Annotated in this window: 12 protein-coding genes and 1 pseudogene; 6 read left to right on the top strand and 7 right to left on the bottom strand. The window is 41.9% G+C overall.

Annotation, left to right across the window (positions count from 1 at the left end):
* Positions 1 to 366 precede the first annotated feature (366 nt).
* Positions 367 to 2,358 carry an alkyl/aryl-sulfatase gene (locus AB4140_RS15945; protein WP_372001699.1) on the bottom strand — a complete coding sequence of 664 codons (1,992 nt, stop codon included), beginning with the start codon at positions 2,356 to 2,358 and terminating at the stop codon, positions 367 to 369.
* A 147-nt stretch (positions 2,359 to 2,505) separates the two neighbouring features.
* Between AB4140_RS15945 and AB4140_RS15940 the strand changes: the two genes are divergently transcribed.
* Entirely contained in the window at positions 2,506 to 3,333 is an 828-nt protein-coding gene (locus tag AB4140_RS15940) for a LysR family transcriptional regulator (RefSeq protein WP_372001697.1), read from the top strand.
* A 227-nt stretch (positions 3,334 to 3,560) separates the two neighbouring features.
* Positions 3,561 to 4,556 (top strand): annotated as a pseudogene (locus tag AB4140_RS15935) (serine hydrolase domain-containing protein); the annotation flags it as partial.
* Between the two features lie 173 nt (positions 4,557 to 4,729).
* Here the strand turns inward: AB4140_RS15935 and AB4140_RS15930 are convergent.
* Both AB4140_RS15930 and kynA read right to left on the bottom strand, forming a co-directional pair.
* Positions 4,730 to 5,917 carry a kynureninase gene (locus AB4140_RS15930; RefSeq protein ID WP_372001695.1) on the bottom strand — a complete coding sequence of 396 codons (1,188 nt, stop codon included), beginning with the start codon at positions 5,915 to 5,917 and terminating at the stop codon, positions 4,730 to 4,732.
* A gap of 147 nt (positions 5,918 to 6,064) precedes the next feature.
* On the bottom strand, positions 6,065 to 6,910 hold the full coding sequence (gene kynA / locus AB4140_RS15925) for a tryptophan 2,3-dioxygenase (protein WP_372001693.1): 846 nt from the start codon (positions 6,908 to 6,910) through the stop codon (positions 6,065 to 6,067).
* A gap of 408 nt (positions 6,911 to 7,318) precedes the next feature.
* On the opposite strand from kynA, the gene AB4140_RS15920 reads away from it, so the two are divergent.
* Together AB4140_RS15920 and AB4140_RS15915 are read left to right on the top strand one after the other, a co-directional pair.
* Complete coding sequence (locus AB4140_RS15920) at positions 7,319 to 8,878, top strand: NAD(P)/FAD-dependent oxidoreductase (protein ID WP_102440441.1); 1,560 nt, start codon at positions 7,319 to 7,321, stop codon at positions 8,876 to 8,878.
* Positions 8,871 to 10,088 (top strand): FAD-binding oxidoreductase, encoded by a 1,218-nt coding sequence (locus tag AB4140_RS15915; RefSeq protein ID WP_102531899.1) that lies wholly within the window; start codon positions 8,871 to 8,873, stop codon positions 10,086 to 10,088. Before AB4140_RS15920 ends, AB4140_RS15915 begins: the two co-directional genes overlap by 8 nt.
* Here the strand turns inward: AB4140_RS15915 and AB4140_RS15910 are convergent.
* The 3 genes from AB4140_RS15910 to AB4140_RS15900 form a co-directional block, all read right to left on the bottom strand.
* Entirely contained in the window at positions 10,078 to 10,731 is a 654-nt protein-coding gene (locus AB4140_RS15910) for a TetR/AcrR family transcriptional regulator (protein ID WP_198589377.1), read from the bottom strand. The two genes, AB4140_RS15915 and AB4140_RS15910, sit on opposite strands and share 11 nt — an antisense overlap.
* Before the next feature lie 355 nt (positions 10,732 to 11,086).
* Positions 11,087 to 12,178, bottom strand: a complete 1,092-nt coding sequence (locus tag AB4140_RS15905) for a two-component system response regulator (protein WP_372001690.1) — start codon at positions 12,176 to 12,178, stop codon at positions 11,087 to 11,089.
* The gene (locus AB4140_RS15900) at positions 12,162 to 16,850 is read right to left on the bottom strand and encodes a transporter substrate-binding domain-containing protein (protein WP_372001688.1); all 4,689 of its coding nucleotides are present in this window, start codon (positions 16,848 to 16,850) and stop codon (positions 12,162 to 12,164) included. Before AB4140_RS15900 ends, AB4140_RS15905 begins: the two co-directional genes overlap by 17 nt.
* Before the next feature lie 536 nt (positions 16,851 to 17,386).
* Here AB4140_RS15900 and trmH point away from each other — a divergent pair.
* Positions 17,387 to 18,088 carry a tRNA (guanosine(18)-2'-O)-methyltransferase TrmH gene (gene trmH, locus AB4140_RS15895; RefSeq protein ID WP_372001686.1) on the top strand — a complete coding sequence of 234 codons (702 nt, stop codon included), beginning with the start codon at positions 17,387 to 17,389 and terminating at the stop codon, positions 18,086 to 18,088.
* 203 nt (positions 18,089 to 18,291) lie between these two features.
* On the top strand, positions 18,292 to 19,050 hold the full coding sequence (locus AB4140_RS15890; protein ID WP_102476687.1) for a hypothetical protein: 759 nt from the start codon (positions 18,292 to 18,294) through the stop codon (positions 19,048 to 19,050).
* A 3-nt stretch (positions 19,051 to 19,053) separates the two neighbouring features.
* On the opposite strand, the gene AB4140_RS15885 is transcribed toward AB4140_RS15890, so the two are convergent.
* Complete coding sequence (locus AB4140_RS15885; RefSeq protein ID WP_303503387.1) at positions 19,054 to 20,256, bottom strand: cation:proton antiporter; 1,203 nt, start codon at positions 20,254 to 20,256, stop codon at positions 19,054 to 19,056.
* Positions 20,257 to 20,345 lie beyond the last annotated feature (89 nt).

Raw genomic sequence — 20,345 nt, 5'->3', positions numbered from 1 at the left:
TATTAATATTTTTATATTAAATTAATATCTTTATATTAAATTTTTGAAATATATAAAAAGTACTTTTCTCTTCCTCCTCTATACCTCAATTAAGAGTGTGCAGTTATTATTTGAATTCGGGTTTTCAATGCTTAGCTAAACGTAATATATAATTTATTATTAGGCATGTTGCCATGATACATACCTTAAATAATCGCCATAAAATAATAGTTTCACTAATGCGCATCTAGTTAACCAAGAGATATTTAGCATTTAAGCCAGCCTAAGCGAAAAAATCCCTAGCTTAGATAGCTAGGGATTTTTTGTTGGTGAACTAACTCGTCTGCCTTTAACATTGAATGTTACAAATCGATTATACTCGTTCCCCTATGGCACAATTTTAAACGATGGGTTTGCTTGGGTTAGCGACTTAGCGAGTTTTTGAATTACTGTCTGATCGCCTTGTAAACTGGCTTGCTTGGTTTTCAGTAATTCCGCGATGCTCACCTGCTGTAAACTAAACTTATCAACATCTTCTTTGTTGATGGTAAAGGTTGCATCTGCAGCGCTCTTTTTAGTCACTTTGATGTTGTTGAGGTTACCGTTACTCATTTCAACATAGTAAGTTTCGTTAATATCAGGCAGTACGATATTCATGGTAAAGCTATTGTGTTGGGCAACACTGGCATCAACTTGCACTGCCAGATAATCTAAAATCATCCCCATGTCCATTTCACTGATCACATCAGCAGAATTGCCTTTTAACACTGTTTCTTGAATGCCATGGCGCAGTTCATAAGCACCACTTAAATACACGTTGCGCCAGCCCGCGCCTTCACTTTGATAGCCCAGTTGCTCGTAGGTATCAGCCAGTAAGTCGCGGCCTTGTTGTAGCTCAGGGCAAGCGGTTACGACCTTATTCATTGCCGTGGCAACAAAGTTATATTCGCCTTTGCTAAAGTCGCCCTGCGCTTTGGTTAACACCGCTTTACAGCCTCCCATGTACTCAACAAACTTAGCCGCTTCAGCTTGAGTTGGCAGTGGGTTAAGGTTTGCCGGATTCATATCAAAATAGCCAAGATACAAATTATATACTGCTCTGGCATTATGGCTATAGGTACCGTGGTATCCATTGGTATGCCATGCACTTTGAATGGTTTCTGGGATCAGGTTTTGGATCTCCCAGCCAATGTCTTGCATCACAACGCCGTTATTGGCTAAACGCAGCGACTGATTATGAACAAAACCATAGTTGTCTCGCTGCAGCTTAAGAAAATCATTTAAATCTTCATTGCCCCAAATCGGCGCTGAATGCGCAGCAAATAACACATCAGCTTCACCACCAAACTCAGTGATCACCTCATTAATTTTCTTTGACCACAGTAGCGCATCTCTGGTTTTCGCACCGCGTAAGGTGTAAATGTTATGCATGCCTTTATAGGTCAGCTCTGCAGCCCAAATGGCGTTCATGCTTGGAATATAGGCCACAGCTTCTGAGGTCGCCTCTGTGCCAGACGCATCCATGAAAATAAATTCAAGTCCATCAATAGTCCAAGACTCAATATCAGCTTTATGATTAGTTTCAATCGGTTTGACGTAGCTTAGCTCGCCTTTAGTGACCGCATTTGACAGCGCAGCATCAACAATACCGGTTTCACCAATTGGCAATACGGTGCCATATTGATAAGACACGCGGCGTGACATGGCATTACCCGCTAGCACGTTTTCATCAACAATTTCTTTGGTGATGTTTTTAGAGCCATAAGCCACCACATCAGGGAACATTTTTTGGATACCACGAGCGCCACCAAAATGATCACCATGGGAGTGAGAATAGATCATCGCAACCACAGGTAAATCGCCGTCTTCTGGTAAGTTGTTTAACGCAAAACGAAGCGATGCTTCAGCAGTCTCTGGGGTCGTTAATGGATCTAAAATAATCCAACCTGTTTCACCTCTAACCAGGCTCATATTGGCAAGGTCGGTGCCTCGTACTTGAAAGATTTTATCTGAGACTTGATACAAGCCTGCCGCCTCATGGTTCACTTGGCCTTGGCGCCATAATGATGGGTTCACCGTATCAGGGGTTTTACCTTCTAAAAATCGATAGTCATTCCAAATGATGGCTGCGGTAGTTTCATCAAATTCGGCGATTAAGCCTTTACGGGTTTCTTCAAAACCCTTGGTATTGTTAAAGTCTAAGGTTTTGGCAAAATCTTTATTGGCTGCAATAGTCGCTTTGGTGGCTGGCTTTCCTTGGTATTCGAATGTGGTAGTAAGCGCATGCTCATCGGTGCCTGCGCTATGGTCATGATCGTGTGCCACGACAGCTGAAGAACACACAGACAAGATCACTGTAGTAATAATTGATTTTTTCATAAACACCTCGGTTTAAAGTAAAGCCAGATATCAGTTTAAGGGGACTAAATATCATCAATAGGTGTATTATATATAAGCTGTGGCAATGATGAATAAGCTACAAATGATGTTAAATATAAGCCTGAATTATAATAAAGAGGCCGTAATATGGATTTAAATCTGCTAAACACCTTCATGAAAGTGTATGAATTACAGTCATACACTAAAGCTGCCGAGCATTTTAATATCAGTCAGGCGGCGGTGAGTATGCGTATAAAACAACTTGAAGCCGATATTGCTAATATGTTGTTTATCCGCAAAGGCCGCTCTATTGAGCCTACTGCCCATGCGAATTACATGATGACTAAACTCGCGCCAGCGTCAGATTTAGTTTATGAAGCCCTATTTAAAGTAGGCCATAAAATTTATGCCCCTGATTTATTGGTTTATGACTTAGCCAGCCTCGACATTGACGTGTATACCCCACCGCTGAATCAAGAGCAGATTTTTACTGATATCAGAAATCGAAAGGTCGACTTGGTATTAGACTTTGTCACCATTAACGACCCAAGCGTGGTGAGTGAAAAGGTATCTGAAGAAGAAGTGATGGTTGCCGTAAGACAAGATCATCCTCGGATTGTAGACTCAATCACTGAACAAGAGTTTTATAATGAGCGCCATGTATCCATCAATGTCAGGCGCGAAAAGTCGAACTTATTTATGCTATTAAGTGACGCGCCAAAACCCAGAGATATTGCTCATGAGGCCACTTCGCTAGTCTCGCAGCTTGCCTATGTTGCCCATACTGATGCCATATCCATCACCCCTAAACGACTTGCAGCGATTGCAACAAAGCTAGGCGTAAAGCTACTTGCTTGCCCAATGAAAATGAATAAAGCGCCCATCTCGATGCTTTATCATCGATCATTTTTACATAATGATGAGCATAAAAAATTAAGGCAAAAAGTGAAAAATAAAATTAGCCTTCGCAATTAAGGTTAAGCAACTGATTTTTTATTTGAATGTTGAGATAACAAGATAGTTACCCCCAAAAAATATGCTGCCCAATAATGTTAAGGACAACTAATGACCGTTTGTGTAAACACCACCAAATTAATCTGTTTTTTATTATTACTAACTAGTCAAAGCTATGGCTATGCCTCCTCGTTATTAGGTAATACAGCGCCTAAAAAAGTCAGCATTACAACTACATCATCAAGGACACCATAGATGATTCACCTCAGCCATTTAGTGGCAGCGTCATTTTACTAGAAAATGGTAAGCCACTGCTCAAGTTACAAAAAGGCAAAGAAATTACCCAAGGTTCTAGCTTTGTTATAGCATCTCTTTCTAAACAAATTACCGCCACTTTGATTCTGCAAGCTGTCGATGCTGGTCAGCTAGACTTAAAGGGTTCACTGAATAGTTATCTTTTTGATGAGGCTGCCCCTAATCAACCCAAACAGCACAACAGTATTGAGTCGAGCTCAATCGAAAAAACTCATTTTGATCCTAAACGATATAACGAAACAATTACCATACATCACCTCCTTAGTCACACCTCTGGAGTTGACAAGTTAGGCCAGCCCAATAAATTTGAACCTGGCAGTCAATTTCAATACTCTAACTTTGGTTATTCTCTTTTAGGGCAACTACTCGAACAGGTAAACCAACAATCATTTGCTCAACAGATTGTGCAGTTTTCACAAAATAATAAGCTAGACGAGCTTTATGCAGAAGTGGGCAGTATTGATAGTATTCGACGAAAAGTGACTTCACTGGCTGTCGGCCTAAATGAATCAGATGTTCTTACAGCTACAGATTTAGTGATTGACGAAGCACTTCTCCCTGCAGGAGGGTTAATTGCATCCACAAAAGCTTTTGCCTCATTTCAGCATAAATTACATTCTGGTAAGTTTATCAGCCCAAAAAGTTATGGGCTTATGACACAGTCTCATACCAAGATTAAATTTTTATGGCCGGACATGAGTTATGGCTACGGGCTTAGGATCAATAAAGAAGATGGCATTTTAGAGTACAGCCATACTGGCTACTTATCTGGCTACATGTCTATGTCACTCCACTACCCAGAATATAATGTAGATTTGGTCATGTTAGAAAACATATCCTTAAATCTAAATGATCTCAGCCGCGTCTTCGAGCTTCACACCCAGATACGACAAGCTATTCGTCACAATTTATCCCTCAACAAACGATAACGCCTCTGTAAACATTAACTCCCCAGTAAATAAAGTGAAGCGCTCAAAATTAACTCCTCAATATTAACCAGCCAAGTAGCATGGCTGGTTAATCTTTTAAGCAGACAAGCGCTGCAAAAGCTAAGCAAAAAAACTTTAGTAACAGAAATTTAGTAAAAAAGTTTAGTAAAAAACTAGCTCAAGCTTTTAGCCAAGTCCTCAATCGCATTCAGCGCATTAGATAACTGCGCATTTGATAAGTATGGTGCGGGGCCAAAGCGTAACTGATTGCCGCGACTGTCACATAAAACGCCTTGTTTCCCCAGCGCCACAACCCACTGATTGGCTTTGGCGGTGGTTAAAGACAAAAATCCAGCATTATCAATGATGTTATGTGACGGCAAAGCTAAAACGTCACGGCTTAAGCCCATAGTTTCAATCCCTTGCCATAAAACGCTAATTTGTTGCTGACTTATCGCCCTCAGCTTGATGTCAGTAAGCTTATGTTGCTCAAAAAAATCAAACACTTCAGCGGCGCGGTAATGGCTGGCGGGATCATAAGTCGAGCCTGCAAAAGCGCTTTGACCCGGGCCATAACCCACTTTCCCCGGTACGTGATCAAGTACCTCAAATTCCGCATACCAGCCAGTGATAATCGGGCTGCCCTGATAATCTGCAGGAATGCGCAGCATGCAATTGCCTTCACCTGCCTGACAATATTTGTAGCCACCAGCCACGATAAATGCCGATGTGAGCTGCCAAGCATCGAGATTAAATGGCACTACATTAAGGGCATGATAGGCATCAACCAAACAAGGGATGTTTAAATCTTGTGCCGCTTTTGCCACCAAGCCAACGTCGTTAAATATCTCACTGGTGCCAAAAAATACTGCTGATAACATTACGGCATCGGTATCGCTATCAAGCTTGTTGATGATGCGCTCAGCTAAAGTGTCACTTGGCTGCACCTCAACCACTTCAATATTAACATTGATGTCTTTTAAACGGCTCAGCTGACGCCTCAAGGAGTGAAATTCACCATCTGTGGTGACAATCTTAATCGGGCGTTTAAGGGGCTGTTTAAAGCAGTGTAAATCGGACAAAAAGCGTAAGATCAGTTCATGGGTTGAAGCGCCTAAGGCAATTTGCGCTTGTGGCTCGCCCAGTAAACCACGGTAAAAGTCACGTACTCGGTCGGCTTTTTCAAAGGCTAATGACCATTTTTCATCTATGTGTTTTGCGGCATCATCAAAGCACTTTACTAAGCCCTGCTTTGCTACATCAGGCCAGGCTTGATGAGAGTGGCCCGACAATAAAATACGCTCGCTCACCTTAAAGCTTTGATAGTGAGTTTGTAGTGTTAGCGCAAAATCCTGATCCATGCTTGCTCTCCAAAACCGATTATTTTTATTGGTAATCTTGTGTTATTTGTAACTGATACTATTACTGATATCGCTACTGATATTGCTGCCCGCGCTCGTACTTGTGCTAGCAGGGTTGTAAATATAGTAGTAAACCCGTAATCAAATTTACAGATGGGTGCGTAACTCAAACAGCTCAGGGAAAAAGCTAATATCCAGAGCTTTTTTCAAGAAGCCCACCCCAGATGAGCCGCCCGTACCCATTTTATTGCCAATTATGCGCTGCACGGTATACATATGCTTAAAGCGCCACTGCTGAAAACTGTCTTCGATATCAATTAACTTTTCGGCGAGTTCATACAGTTGAAAGTGCTCGTCGGCATTTTGGTAGACGTTTAGCCATGCATTTAACACTGAATCATTACGCTCATAGGGCTGGCTAAAATCACGATTTAACTGCAATGCTTCAATATGTAAACCACGCTCATGCAATACTTTTAAAGTGACATCATACAAACTAGGCGCTTCGAGAATTTGCGTTAACTCTTGATGCACCACAGGATCGCTTTCATGCACTTTTAGTAAAGAGGCGTTCTTGTTACCCAATAAAAACTCCAACTTACGATAACCATAAGACTGAAATCCCGATGAGTGGCCTAAAGAATCTCGAAATTTAAGGTAATCCACAGGGGTAAGTGTTGAAAGAATATTCCACGACTGAGTTAACTGGTTAAAAATCTGTTTGACCCGAGAAATCACTTTAAAAGCATGACCAAAATCGCCCTGCTGGATATTGGTAATCGCCACACTGAGTTCATGCCCTGCTAGCTTTAGCCACAATTCACTGGATTGATGGATAACAATAAACAACATCTCATCATGTTGATCTGATAATGGCTGCTGCGCCGACAACACTTGATTTAACTGTAGATAATCGCCATAGGACATAACATCTTTAAAGTCGGTGTGAATATCCTCTTCCATCGCCCGATAGTTACTGTGGGGACAACTCATGTTTATCGCTCCGGTTATTATTTTTATGCCTCAAAAACGATTTATTTAATCACGAACACTGCCTCAAGTCAGTGAGGACTGAATATTAACGTCATGCCTTACTGTACGCCTGAGTTAACACTGACGTTACAAGTGCCGATAACAAAACTGACAGCTCAACCGATAACTAAACCAACAGCCATTGTCCAAAAGCCAGTTAATTGATCAAAAAAACAGAGATGATTAACTGAATCAATCTTGACAAAGCACACATAACACACATATCTTTACAGTATAAAGTTTACACCGTAAGGATTGCTTTTTAACTTTGCCTTACTCGTTCGAGCCTTATCTGTTCAAAGGGACACAAGGGATTTATACCGCAAGTCGATATAACAAATTGATACTAACAATGGAGCTGAAACCACAATGACAGATTTTGATGCGATTGTAATTGGAGCAGGGAACGCTGGCTTAACCGCAGCAACCACCTTGCAAAGAGGCGGAGCAAGAACATTATTGCTCGAACGCCATAATATTCCTGGAGGTTGTGCCACCTCTTTTGTGCGCGGTAATTTTGAATTTGAAGTGGCTCTGCACCAACTTAGCGGCATGGGCACTGAGCAAAATCCGTTTATCATGCGTCAAATATTCACTGAACTGGGCATCATGGATCAACTTGATGTGGTTGAAGAGCGCGAGCTATATCGCTTTGTGATGCCATCAGCTAACGGCGCTAAGCCTGAAATTGATATTACTTTGCCAGCACATTGGAAAGCGCTGGGTAAAACACTAGTGAGTCACTATCCAGAAGAAGCAGACAATATTGGCCAGTTTTTAGATTTATGTGCAGGCCTTGCCATGGAATGCTTTATGGTCATGCCTAAAGTAAGGCATTCAAATGATGAAGCAGTTTTAAAAGCAAGCTGCCCGTTATTTGTGAAGTACGGCTTAAGGCCAGCCAAAGAATTACTGGATCAATTTTTTACCAATAAAGATCTTAAAGCCGTTATCGCCGCCTACTGGTGCTATCTGGGTTTACCGCCAAAAGACTTCCCGTTTCGTGACTTGGCAGTGATGCTATATGCCTACGCATCATTCAAACCTTGTCATATTAAAGGCGGCTCACAAGCTATTTCTAGCGCCTTATTGGAATCATTCCTTAATGCGGGTGGTGAGGTTCGTTTTAACTGCGGCGCTGACAAAATTATTACTGATAAAAACCAAGTTGTTGGGGTTAAAACTGAGCACAATGAGATATTTACTTGTAAGCAAGTTATCTCCAATACCAGCCCATTACACACCTTCAATGAACTGCTGGATATCCCAACGCCGAAACAAGCCGCATTTGATATGAAGTCGCGCCGTATTGGCACCTCTGCTTTTGTGCTTTACCTAGGGTTAGATTGCTCCCCAAGTGATATCGGCGTGACTGCGGCATCCAACTTTATTATTGATGATCGAGATGAAGAAGTGGCTCATGAGATCATGCAATCGTTAACGCCGCCAAAACACACCATGATGACCTGCTATAACCATGATGATCCCAGTTTTGCCCCGCAAGGTAAGTCGGCATTATCTTTACTTTGTTTGCAGTATGGCGAACCTTGGCAAGCACTCAGCCCTGAAGATTATGCTCGTACCAAATACCAGTTTGCAGAAAAACTCCTTGATCACGCCGAGCGAGTATTTCCTCACATTCGTGAGCATATTGAAGAAGTAGAAGTGGCCACCCCATTAACCATGATGCGTTACTTAAATACCCCCCATGGGGCGATATATGGTTTCCAGCAAAACACCCAAGATGCCAATATATTTCGTCGCCGCGTCAGTGAAGTAGCCGGTCTCAACTTAGCAGGTTGCTGGAATGGCATGGGCGGCTTCCAGCCAACCTATATGGTCGGTCAAAGCACCGCCAAAGAAGTACTAAAGCAATTATCAAAGCCTAAAGCGGCCTCGCAACCACAACAGGAGTTATCACATGCCTAATTCAGTCATCGAAAAAGAACAACGCCCCGTGGTGAATATTTTGCATGCGGTCGACGGTTACAATGAAGCGCTAGCACACCAAAAAAACTTGTATCAGGCAGGCACCGACTTTAACGAACAAAAAGGCAATGTGGCCCAAACTATCGCTCGGTTACATCCTAAAAGATTAAAGCTCACTGTCAGTGAGGTGATTGTCGATACCCCAAGCACAGTCACCTTGCGCTTAACCTCAAACACCCAAACCCTGCCGCCATTTCAGGCAGGCCAATATATTAATTTATTTGTCGATATTAACGGCACTAAAACCGCTAGACCTTACGCCATATCCTCAGCGCCCCAGCAGCGAGAATATTATGATTTAACCATCAAACGGGTTGAGGGTGGCTTTGTATCTAACTATTTACTAGATCAAGTGAAAACAGGCGATAGCTTTGAAAGCACAGGTCCCATGGGCACCTTTTACCATAACCCGCTATTTCACGGTGATGACTTAGTCTTCATTGCAGGCGGTTCAGGCATTGCCCCAGCCAGAAGTATGATCAAAGACATTGTTGCCAACACCTTAGTTGAGCGTAAGAAAAACCAAAAGCTGCATCTTATCTATACCAGCAGTTATCAAGCTGATGTGATTTTTGATGAAGAATTAAAGCAACTTGAAAAAGAGCATGATTTTTTGCGCATCAGTTGGATCATTACCCGTCCCAACGAGCAATACCAAGGGATGACAGGACGGATTAATGTTGAGCGGCTGACACAATTGTTAGGGGATGACGCTGAAAAATTATCACAGAAGATGTTCTATGTATGCGGGCCTACCAGCTTTCATGACCACTGCGCTGAGCAACTCAGGCTACTTAACGTCAAAGCCAGACGAGTACGAATAGAATGTAATGGCCCGCCTAAAAACCCACAAAACTTAGCGGGATGGCCGAGCAATGTTAACGCCTCAGATGTGATTAAGGTGACGATTAAAGGCCAAGGCAGTTTTGAAGCCAGAGTGGATGAGCCATTACTCAACAGCATGGAGCGTTATGGCTTTAGCGCCGAGAATGCCTGCCGCTCTGGTGAATGCAGCTTATGTCGAGTGAAGGTGTTAAACGGCGCGGTATTTAACCCCGCAGAAGCAAAGCTACGCTCAACAGATGAAGCTTATGGCTGGTGTCATTCTTGTGTGGCTTTTCCCTTAAGCGACATTGAAATTATGATTTAAGCTTGAAATAAACCGAGCTGGCGTCAGCTAAATATTGTTTTAAGTTAACCCCTTGCGGTAACTGAATATGGCCTTCGGTCATAAGTGCCGCCATGCCGTGTACCATAGCCCAAGCGCCAATTGCTTGGGCTTTTACTTTTTGGTTGTCTTCATTTTGTAAGGCAAAGGCGGAGCGAAGCAAATTAAATGGTCGTCTTAGTTGCTCATTTTCATTATGACTATTCTCACTATGGTTATTTTGTTCAGTCGACGAACTTGTCTTTAATGCTGGCGTTTTCATTGCTGAAGCCTCAACTTGACCAAGCATCAAACGGTATAGTTGTGGATTCGCGATGGCAAACTCTAAGTAGCTCACCCCATAAGCCAACACTAACTCTCCCGCTACCGCAGCATCATTTTTATCTAGATGTGCCGTGCAGTGTTCCATCGCATCAGCCATGAGTACAAAACCAGACTCAATAATATGACTCAGCAATTGTTTTTTGTTTTTGAAATGCGCATAAGGTGCCATATGAGAAACACCCACTTCAGCCGCTATCGCCCGCAGTGACAAGGCATTAGCGCCATCGCGTTGCAAGATAGTATTGGCTGCAGCAATCAAAGACGCCTTTAAGTCACCGTGATGATATTGTTTATCACTCATAAAACTCATACACCTTAAGTCTAATATGTTAATTATTATAATGAGGGCAACGTGAGAAATCATTAGAAATATATAATAAATCCAATATCTTGCTTTAAATTAGATGACGAGTTTTACAATAATGCTTGTACCCAATAGCCAAAAAGCCTATTTAACGATTAGCGCCACTGTCACGCAGTAGTCTTTATTCCCCCTCAACAATCCGCTGACCCTTTTTTGAGATAGCAAATCCGCCAAACAACATAGGCTCTTTAAAATAACGACAATGTTATAAATTGATTTAAAATAGAACGTTAGCCTAAGACTTAAAGTGCATTAGGCTTGTCACGCCTCTTTTATTGCTTAATCGTTAAGGTTAATCATCATCCTGAAAGCGATCGGCAATTTTAATAAACTCTTCTTGAAGCGCATCAAAGGCATCTGCTATATGTGGGTCGAAATGACAGCCGCGGCCTTCTTTGATTATGCTTGTAGCCTGTTCGTGTGTAAAAGGCGGCTTGTAAACTCGACGACAAATAAGTGCATCATAACAATCGGCAATGGCCATAATCCGTGCCGACAAGGGAATATCTTCTTCAGCTAAACCTTCTGGATAGCCGCTGCCATCCCAACGCTCATGGTGACTATAAGCTATCTCTTTGGCGATACTTAAATAGCTTGAATTTCCGTATTCATTTTCAGCACTTTCCATTGCTGATTTACCATATTCGGCATGCTTTTTCATTTCACTCCATTCGCCTGCATCAAGCTTGCCTGGCTTTAGTAAAACGGCATCCGGAACCCCCACTTTACCAATATCGTGTAACGGCGCTGATTTAAACAATAGGTCAATGTAAGCATCATCAATACTCGCAGAATAAGGTGAGTTTTCTCTTAAATATTCAGCTAAGGCTTTAACGTAATATTGAGTGCGACGAATATGTTTACCGGTTTCATTATCACGAGTTTCTGCTAGCGAGGCCATACAGTAAATAGCAACATCTTGGGTTCGAGATATTTCAGCCGTTCGCTCAAGCACTTTGGCTTCTAAGTCATGGTTTTGCTCTGCCAGAGCTCTATTTGCCGAAGTTAAGGCCAAATGGGTTTTAACTCGAGCTCGAATAATGGGAAGGCTAAAAGGTTTGGTGATGTAATCAACAGCACCCAATTCAAAGCCCAATATTTCTTCTTCTATTTCAGCCTTTACCGTCAAAAAAATTATCGGTATGTTGCTAGTGTCAGGGTTACTTTTTAACTTTTTACATACCTCATAGCCGTCTAATCCAGGCATCAAAATATCCAGTAACACTAAATCAGGCATAAAGCCTTGGGCGATACGCTCCAGTGCTTGTTCGCCACTTTTCGCCACAGAAACATGGTATTTACTCCCCAAAACCTCGATCAATACACTAATGTAAAATGCTTCATCATCAACAATTAATATTTTATCTTTAAGATATGGTGACATGTTCAGTTTCCTGTTCAGTTTCCTGTTCTGCTTGGGCTATGACTTGGGCGATTAATTCTCTAGCATTATCAAACTCAAATTCATTGACCTGCTCGATAAGTTTCTCAATCAGATGACTATCGACCTCGCCATCGAGGGCTAATATGTTTTCTTTAGCTTGCGGATTTCCAGCTGCTAATAGCTCATCAAGCGGTGATAAAACCCTGCTTAAATTGGCTGATACTTTAAACGGCTGTCTTATGTCAGTGCTATTACTTACGGATTGATTAATCCATTGGCATTGCTCAAGCCCTGCGATTAATACCGTAAGACTATCGGTAAAAGCTTGCCACTCAGGGACATCAAAGGGGGATGGGTGACTATGCAGTTGGCTTTCTAGATTAGCCGACGCCTGCTCTAGTTGTTTAGCGCCAATATTGCCAGCAACACCTCTTAAAGTATGAACGGCTCGTATGGTTGATTTTAAATCGTCAGCATCTTGATAACTCTGCAACAAGTGCAACTGATCTTTGTGACGCTGATAAAACTCACCAATAAGTTGCGCATAAAGCTGTTGGTTGCCCCCTAATCGCTTAATACCCCAGTGCACATCAACTCCCTCTATGGGGGCAAGCGACATATTTTGCTGCCCCTGAACTTTCTGGCTTTGTTTATGGGTAAGGTAGGGGCTAAGGGCTAAATAAAGCTGATCGGGCTCAACGGGTTTAGCCAGGTGAGCGTTCATCCCAACTTGTAAGCACTTATCGCGATCCCCTTTCATCGCATGGGCGGTCATCGCAATAATCGGGAGTTGTTTTTTATCAAAACGACTGCGGAGGATTTCGGTGGCTTCGAAACCATCCATAATCGGCATTTGTACATCCATCAAAACAACATCAAATGTCTGCTCATCAACCATTTCTATTGCTTGCTTACCATTGTCGGCTACTGCTGAGGTTAACCCCATACGCTGTAAAAATTCAGTAGCGACCTGTTGATTAATCGATTGATCTTCTACCAATAACACATGGCCCTCTAACTGCTCAATCGTATTCTTCTCTGTTGCTGGCCCCATGGGCTGCGAAGGCTCAAAGATTTTCATCAAGGTATCAAATAGCACTGACGCATTAAGCGGTTTAATTAAAAATGCATCCAGCAAATCATTTTCCACCTCATTCATCACATCTTCACGCCCGTAAGCGGTAATTAAGATTATTGACGGTTGCTTACGCAGCGGTAAGTATTTAATGCTTCGGCTAGCCTCAATGCCATTCATTTTTGGCATCTGCCAATCCATTAACACTAATTGATATGGCCGCTCATCTTCCATATTGTTGATCACGCTAAGCATTTCAATCGCTTGCGCACCACTGACTGCGGTCTCAACTTCAAAGGAAAATGACTCCAGCAGCTCTTTTAAAATTTCTCTGGCATTGTCATTATCATCAACCACAAGCACTCTCATCCCTTTAAGGGAAGCACATTCCGTAATGACTGATTTTCGACTAGAAGTGACTTTAGGCACTGCAAGATTAAGCCTAAAGCTAAAGGTGCTACCTTGATCGGGTTGACTGGTTGCAGAAATATCACCTTGCATTAATTCAACTAATTGCTTACTGATGCTCAAGCCTAAACCAGTACCACCATGGAGCCGAGTAATACTGCCATCAGCCTGAGTGAAGGCATTGAAAATACTAGTTAAATTAGCTGGTTCAATCCCTATACCTGTGTCTTTAACTGAAAATTCTATGGCTACTTGCTCGTCTGTTTGCGACAGCATTTTAGTACGCAGCAATACCTCACCTTTTTCGGTAAACTTTATCGCATTTTGGGTTAGGTTTATTAGCACTTGCTCAATGCGTAACGCATCACCAATAATTGTTTCTGGTATTTTAGGGTCTAACTCAAACTGCAGCTCAATGCCTTTATCGACGGCTTTTATCCCCAATAGGTTGGCAATGTTAGTAAATACTTCATGTAAGAGAAACTCGCTCTGTTCAATTTCGAGTTTACCCGCCTCTACTTTTGAAAAATCGAGTATGTCATTAATAATCCCCAACAAACTTAAAGACGCTCGTCTTATTTTTTCAGAATAATCCTGTTGTTTATGATTTAATTCTGTCCCTTGCAATAAATGCGTCATACCAATAATGGCATTCATGGGGGTGCGAATTTCATGGGACATATTGGCAAGAAACTGACTTTTAAAAGCGCTAGCCTGTAATGCATCACGCTTTGCCTCCTCAAGTTTTTTACTACTTTGTGTTAATTTAAGCCTTGCTTTATTAAGCTTTCTATTCCAAACAAGGGTATACAGTATCATTGGCAACAATATGCCACAGGTAATTAAGATAGCCCGCCAAATCTGATAATGATTATCCTGATGTTCAAACTGCACAGAAAACCACTTATTTTCGATAGCTTGCCGTTGCTGAGGGTCAATTCTCGCAATCGCGAGATTGACAATTTCCAACAATTCAGGCCAATCTTTGCGAATACCGATTGATTGTTTAAAGGTATAAGGCGTGGTTGCGGTCACTTTTACATTACGAATACCGAGTTCTTCTAATGTCCAAGATGAGGCATTTAAATTACCAATATAGCCATCAATTTCACCAGCGCTTAGTGCAATCAGTGCCTCTTTATTGGATGAAAATGGTACTAAATTAAATTGTGGATAATCATGTTTTAATGTCTCTTCGATGGCATAGCCTTTAACCACACCGACTTGCTTATTATCAAGATCATCAAGACTGGTCACAAAACGGGTATCTTGATGAACTAACACCATATATGGACTTTCCAAATAAGGGGTAGAAAACAGCATCACCTCGCGCCGTTCAGGTGTGGGGGTTACAGCAGGTAAAATATCTAGCTCTCCAGCGGAAAACTCTGCCAACACTTGGGACCAGGGTTTGTTAACAGGGGAAATAAACTCTGCACCAATTAAATTTGTCAATCTGGACATCACATCTGCCGACATCCCAGAATAAACACCGTTATCATCAATAAATTCAAAAGGCGGCCAGCTGTTATCAACTCCTAGTCGCCAAGTGGGATGAGCCTCCAACCATGCATGCTGTTTTTGAGTAAAAATAAGTGGACTGCTAATTTTACTGTCTTGATTAATCCAATCAGTATGTATCTGCTGGCGTCTTGACACACTTATCGAATCGAGGGCTTTATTGAGAATGCCAAGCAAGGGCTCCCATTCAGGATCTTTATAAATGGCAAATCTTTGATGAGCGGGCGCAAACATAGGATCGCCACTAAAGGTTAAATTAGTCAGCTGCAAACTATCCATAAGCCAAGTGACAACCGCTTGATTGCCAATATACGCATCAACTGTACCGAAAGAGACCGCTTTCAATGCCTCTTCAGTTGTTGAAAAGGTCATTAGATTAATCTCGGGATGATTATTGCTAATTTCATCGACTAAATAAAAGCCTTTCTCTAATGCTAATCTCTTGCCATACAATTCTGTCAATTTGGAATATTGTTGTGCGCCAGTTTTAGAAACAATCACCTTAATCGCACTAAAATAAGGCGCACTAAACCACAGGTTTTTGGCACGGTCTGGTTTTTTTACTAATGTTGCACCTAGTTTTAAATTTCCAGAACTAACCGCAGAAAGCATATCTTGGAAACTACCAAACACTCGAGTGTCAAAGCTCACTCCTAACTGCTTTTCAAAAAGGGTTAAATAGTCATGTAAAATTCCCGAGTGCTCACCATTAGGGTCGATAAAATCTACCGGCGGCCAACGACCGTCTACGCCAATAGGAATAATCGGATGAGCAGCTAGCCATGCTTTTTCTTCTTCTGTAAGGGTAATAATTGGCTGTGTCACTAATAACGGTTCAGCTAAATTTTGATACTCCCAATGAAAACCACTCCACTTAGCAGATATCGCATCTTTTTTCTTATTATCTATTTGTTGTATGCCTGTATCTATTGTTTGCAGTAATTCAACGTTTCCCTTCTTCACTGCTGCGCGAAAAGGATGTGAATATAATGCGGATTCAATGGTTTTGAATTTAGTCGTTGCAGGTGTTTGTTTTAAATAGGTGTCAAGGTAAAGCGGCTGGCAGATAAACAGGCTTATTTCGCCATTAATTGCAGCATCAAATAATGCTTTATAGCCTTTGAAAGTCCTGATGTCGGCATTGGGGAAATATTTTTTTAGCCAATTATGATGAAAACTATTATGGGTAACACCAATAGGGTATTGTGGTATTTGTTTTATAAATTCAATGCCTTGCTCTGCAGTATTGGCATATAAGAAATATTCACTATGTAACAGTGGCGCAGAAAAAGACATACTTTTAGCGCGTTTTTCATTTTGAAATACCCCAGCCAACAAATCGACTTTATTCTGCGCTAACCAAGTTTGCCCTTCTGCATTAGAGCCTGGTACAAATTCAACGGCTTTACCTGTGATTTGCGACCAAGTACGCCAATAATCAATTAAAATACCAGCAGCTTGGCCTTTGTCATTAAGATATTGCAACGGAGTGCTATCAGTTCGGTAAGCAATACGCACTACTTGCTCATCATTAGGAATTGCTTCAGCTGCTGCCGTAAGGTGACAGAAAAAAGGACAAAAAAAACCGAGGAATAGGCAAGCTAACCTCAATTTTATTGCAAAGTGGCTTACTAAAAGTAGACGAGGCATCCTTGTGAAGCGACTCATGCTAACTCCCTGTATGAGCTTAAAATAATAAATTCCTTATGTGCTTACCTGCACTGAATTAATCTTAGCACTCAAATGGCCAGATGCAATTTTGGCGATAAAATTTCAGCATCAAAACAGTAATTAATAATTCATTTTTAAATCCTTTTATTATTTATTGAAAACAAGTCAACCTAGAGAAAGTTCGTCCCTGAAAAATGACATACCCACCAATGTAAAGCACATAATAACTCCGCAAGTCATTAATGCTATTGACCAACGCAGCCCAAAAAGTACAACGAGACGGTTAGCCAAATAAATTAATACCTTGCGTCAACTCATCATGTGTACGGGGGGAGTAATTTAAAATGAGTTATTTAAGGTTTTGTCCCCTAACTAAGATTAATAACTAAAATCAAACATGTACAACTGAATAGCATTTTAGCTTTAGCAATTAAGCGTTATAATGACGCAGATATTAACTCAGCAGTTACGGACGGATTATACGCCTTTTATTAATTCGCTTTTTCTTAGATAAAACCAAGTAGAACAGCCCCATGAGCCCAGAACGTTTAGCCCGAATAAATCAGATGCTTGATAATCGCCAAGTCGACCTGACAGTTTGCCTCGATAAAGTCCATAAATCGCAAAATATTGCAGCCGTGGTGCGCACCGCTGATAGCGTTGGCATCCATCAAATTCATGCGGTTATGCCCGATAACAGCCTTTGGGTTTCAGGCAATACTGCATCTGGTAGTCAGCAGTGGGTTAATACCGTCAATCACCGCAATTTTGATGATGCAAATAAGCTATTTAAAGCGCAAAAAATGCAGGTGTTAGCCACCACATTTTCAGACACTGCGGTAGATTTTCGCGAAATCGATTATACCCGTCCAACCGCCATCATCATGGGTAACGAGCGTGATGGTGTCAGCCCTGAAGCCATCGAAGCCGCCGATCAACATATCATCATCCCTATGATTGGCATGGTGCAATCACTGAATGTATCAGTCGCTGCAGCCTTAGTCATGTATGAAGCCCAGCGTCAACGCCAACAAGCTAATATGTACGGTAGCCGCCAGCTTGATCACAGCTACTGCCAAACCATGTTATTTGAACAAGGTCACCCAATATTCGCCAAGGCCTGCCGTAGAAAAAACATCCCATACCCAGCTATCGATCTGCAAGGGCAAATTGATGCTAGCGATGAATGGTGGCAGCGCATGCGCGCGCCAGATCCACAAGCTGAGCTCGGTTAACATTAACCTTTACTGATATTAAACAAGATAAGAATATCCTCAACACTGAGGCCTAGAGTCTCAGTGTTGTCGGCTCTCGCTTCCTCAATAAACATCCTCTAGCGGCTCTTTGATAAATAAAACTCCAGTTGTGAGCAACTTAACCGCTAACAGCGTCTATGCTTATTGTTGTAAATAAAAATTACTTACATAAGGAAATAGGTATGGGGATAACTGCTAAGAATCATTCAAGGGTAAAATTAACAGGAGTTGCCTTAGCAACACTACTTGCGCTTTGTGGCTGTCAATCAACCACCTCTGTCATCAGCGCTAAAAAAGACCTCGATATCAGCGTGACACAAAACACTGGCAGGTGCGTGACGGATAACAATGCCAATATCGGCTCACTCAGCGTATTTACAGCCAATACCCTATCAGGCTATATCGTTGATAATAAATTTGACCAATATGCTAAAGCCCATATTCAGCAATACCAAACCGACATTGTCATCAAAGATATATACCAAAGCGAAGATGCCAGTTGGAGTCAACTTTGTGTCAGCACCCAATTAGATATGACCTTTACCGATAAAGCAGATGCCAGCAAAACATTAACGCTACCTCTATATTTATCATTAGATAAAGGCAGCCCTGTACTTGAGATCCACAGCAATAAAACTGATATTGAGTCAGTAAAAGCCAGTGTCTTTCAAAATAATGCTCGCCCAGGTAAGGCGACGCTAGTGATGAAATGGGTCACCCAATGGCGAGAAGATAATCAAGGAAAAGAACTGCAGCTTTGGAACGGCGAGCTGTTATCGTTTACCTTTGACGATAAAGGCCAAATAAGCGTAGATGGACAATCAGGGCAACCCTATGTCACCTTCCCAATGCCATCGTATTCTATGGTCAATAACCAGCCGTCACAGTCGGTGCAAAAATTAACTTTTACCCTGACAGTGGTTAATGACCAAGCTGACTAAGGTTTATTCTACTTGCGAATGATGACCATGCTTGTTCAAACTCCATTTGAGCAACATGGGGCCGATTAACGTGGTGATTGCTATGATCACCACTAACTCGGTAAATAATTTATTGTCGATAATGTTCGTCTTCAGCCCCATTTCAGCAAACACTAAGCCGACCTCCCCTCGCGGCACCATAGCGCTACCCACAATAAGTTTCTTTTGCCAGTTACCACCAGCAACCGTGCCGGCAACCAGTTTGCTGGCAATGGCTAACAATGACAGCCACAGCAATACCCCGCTAGTACTGTAATCTAGCTGGCTCAGATCTAAGCTTATTCCAACGTAAACAAAAAATATCGGGGTAAAAACGTCAACTAATGCCTTACTTGATTGCTCCATTTTGTGGGTAAAGGCAAAAGGGTTAACTAGGTAGCGATTGAGTGGTGAGGTAAATTGGCGGCTAAGTGCTAAGCCAACCGCAAAGCCGCCTAACAAGGCTGGCGCACCGAATAAGTGTGCTAGCCATGCAAACAAGCACACTAAAATCATAGTGATGATAACTTCATAACCTGAATTATCGCTAGCCGGTTTTAGTACTCGTGCAAAATACAATAACACCCTAGCCACGGGCGGCGTCAGTAACAAAAACACCAGCACTTTAGTGATAAGTAATAGCGTGCTAAATACATCAAACTCCCCATGGGCTGCAAAGTTGAACAAAATGCTGAGCAAAATCACTCCGCCGATATCATCAAACACGGCGGCGCCTAAGATAATATGTCCCGCGGTCGTTTTTGCATGATTGGCATTAACCAACACCCGTAATGAAATGCCAATACTCGTCGCTGTTAAGGCACACCCAAGAAAAATAGCGGTGAATATTGAGTCGGTAAGATAGTAGGCACCACTCACGCCCATCACAATAGCCGGAACAATAATTCCCACTAAGGCCACGCTTACCGCGCGACCACCAGCTTGATAAAGTCTTTTAATTGAGCTTTCACAGCCAATGGAAAACAGCAGCAAGATCACCCCAAGCTCTGCCAATACAGTCAAAGTAGGATCAGGGCTGATAACATTAGTAAGCGACGGGCCCAATAATAAGCCCGCAAGAATCTCTCCCACCACCTCTGGCAGTTCGAAGCGTTGAAAAATCTCGCCAAAAAGTTTGCCCAAAAACAAAATCAGGCAAAGTGAAATAACAAACTGGTCAACGTTCATATTAACCTTAATCTTTTTATTGTTATTGATTAAATATTGAGCGTTTAGATGACAAAGATCAAGGTTGATTTTTAACCAACTGCTAAGCT

Origin of the sequence: Shewanella sp. 10N.286.51.B2 (genome assembly GCF_041469265.1) — a bacterium.
Lineage (GTDB): Bacteria > Pseudomonadota > Gammaproteobacteria > Enterobacterales > Shewanellaceae > Shewanella.
Note: the sequence above shows the minus strand (reverse complement) of the source record. Positions and strands in the feature narration are given on the sequence as shown.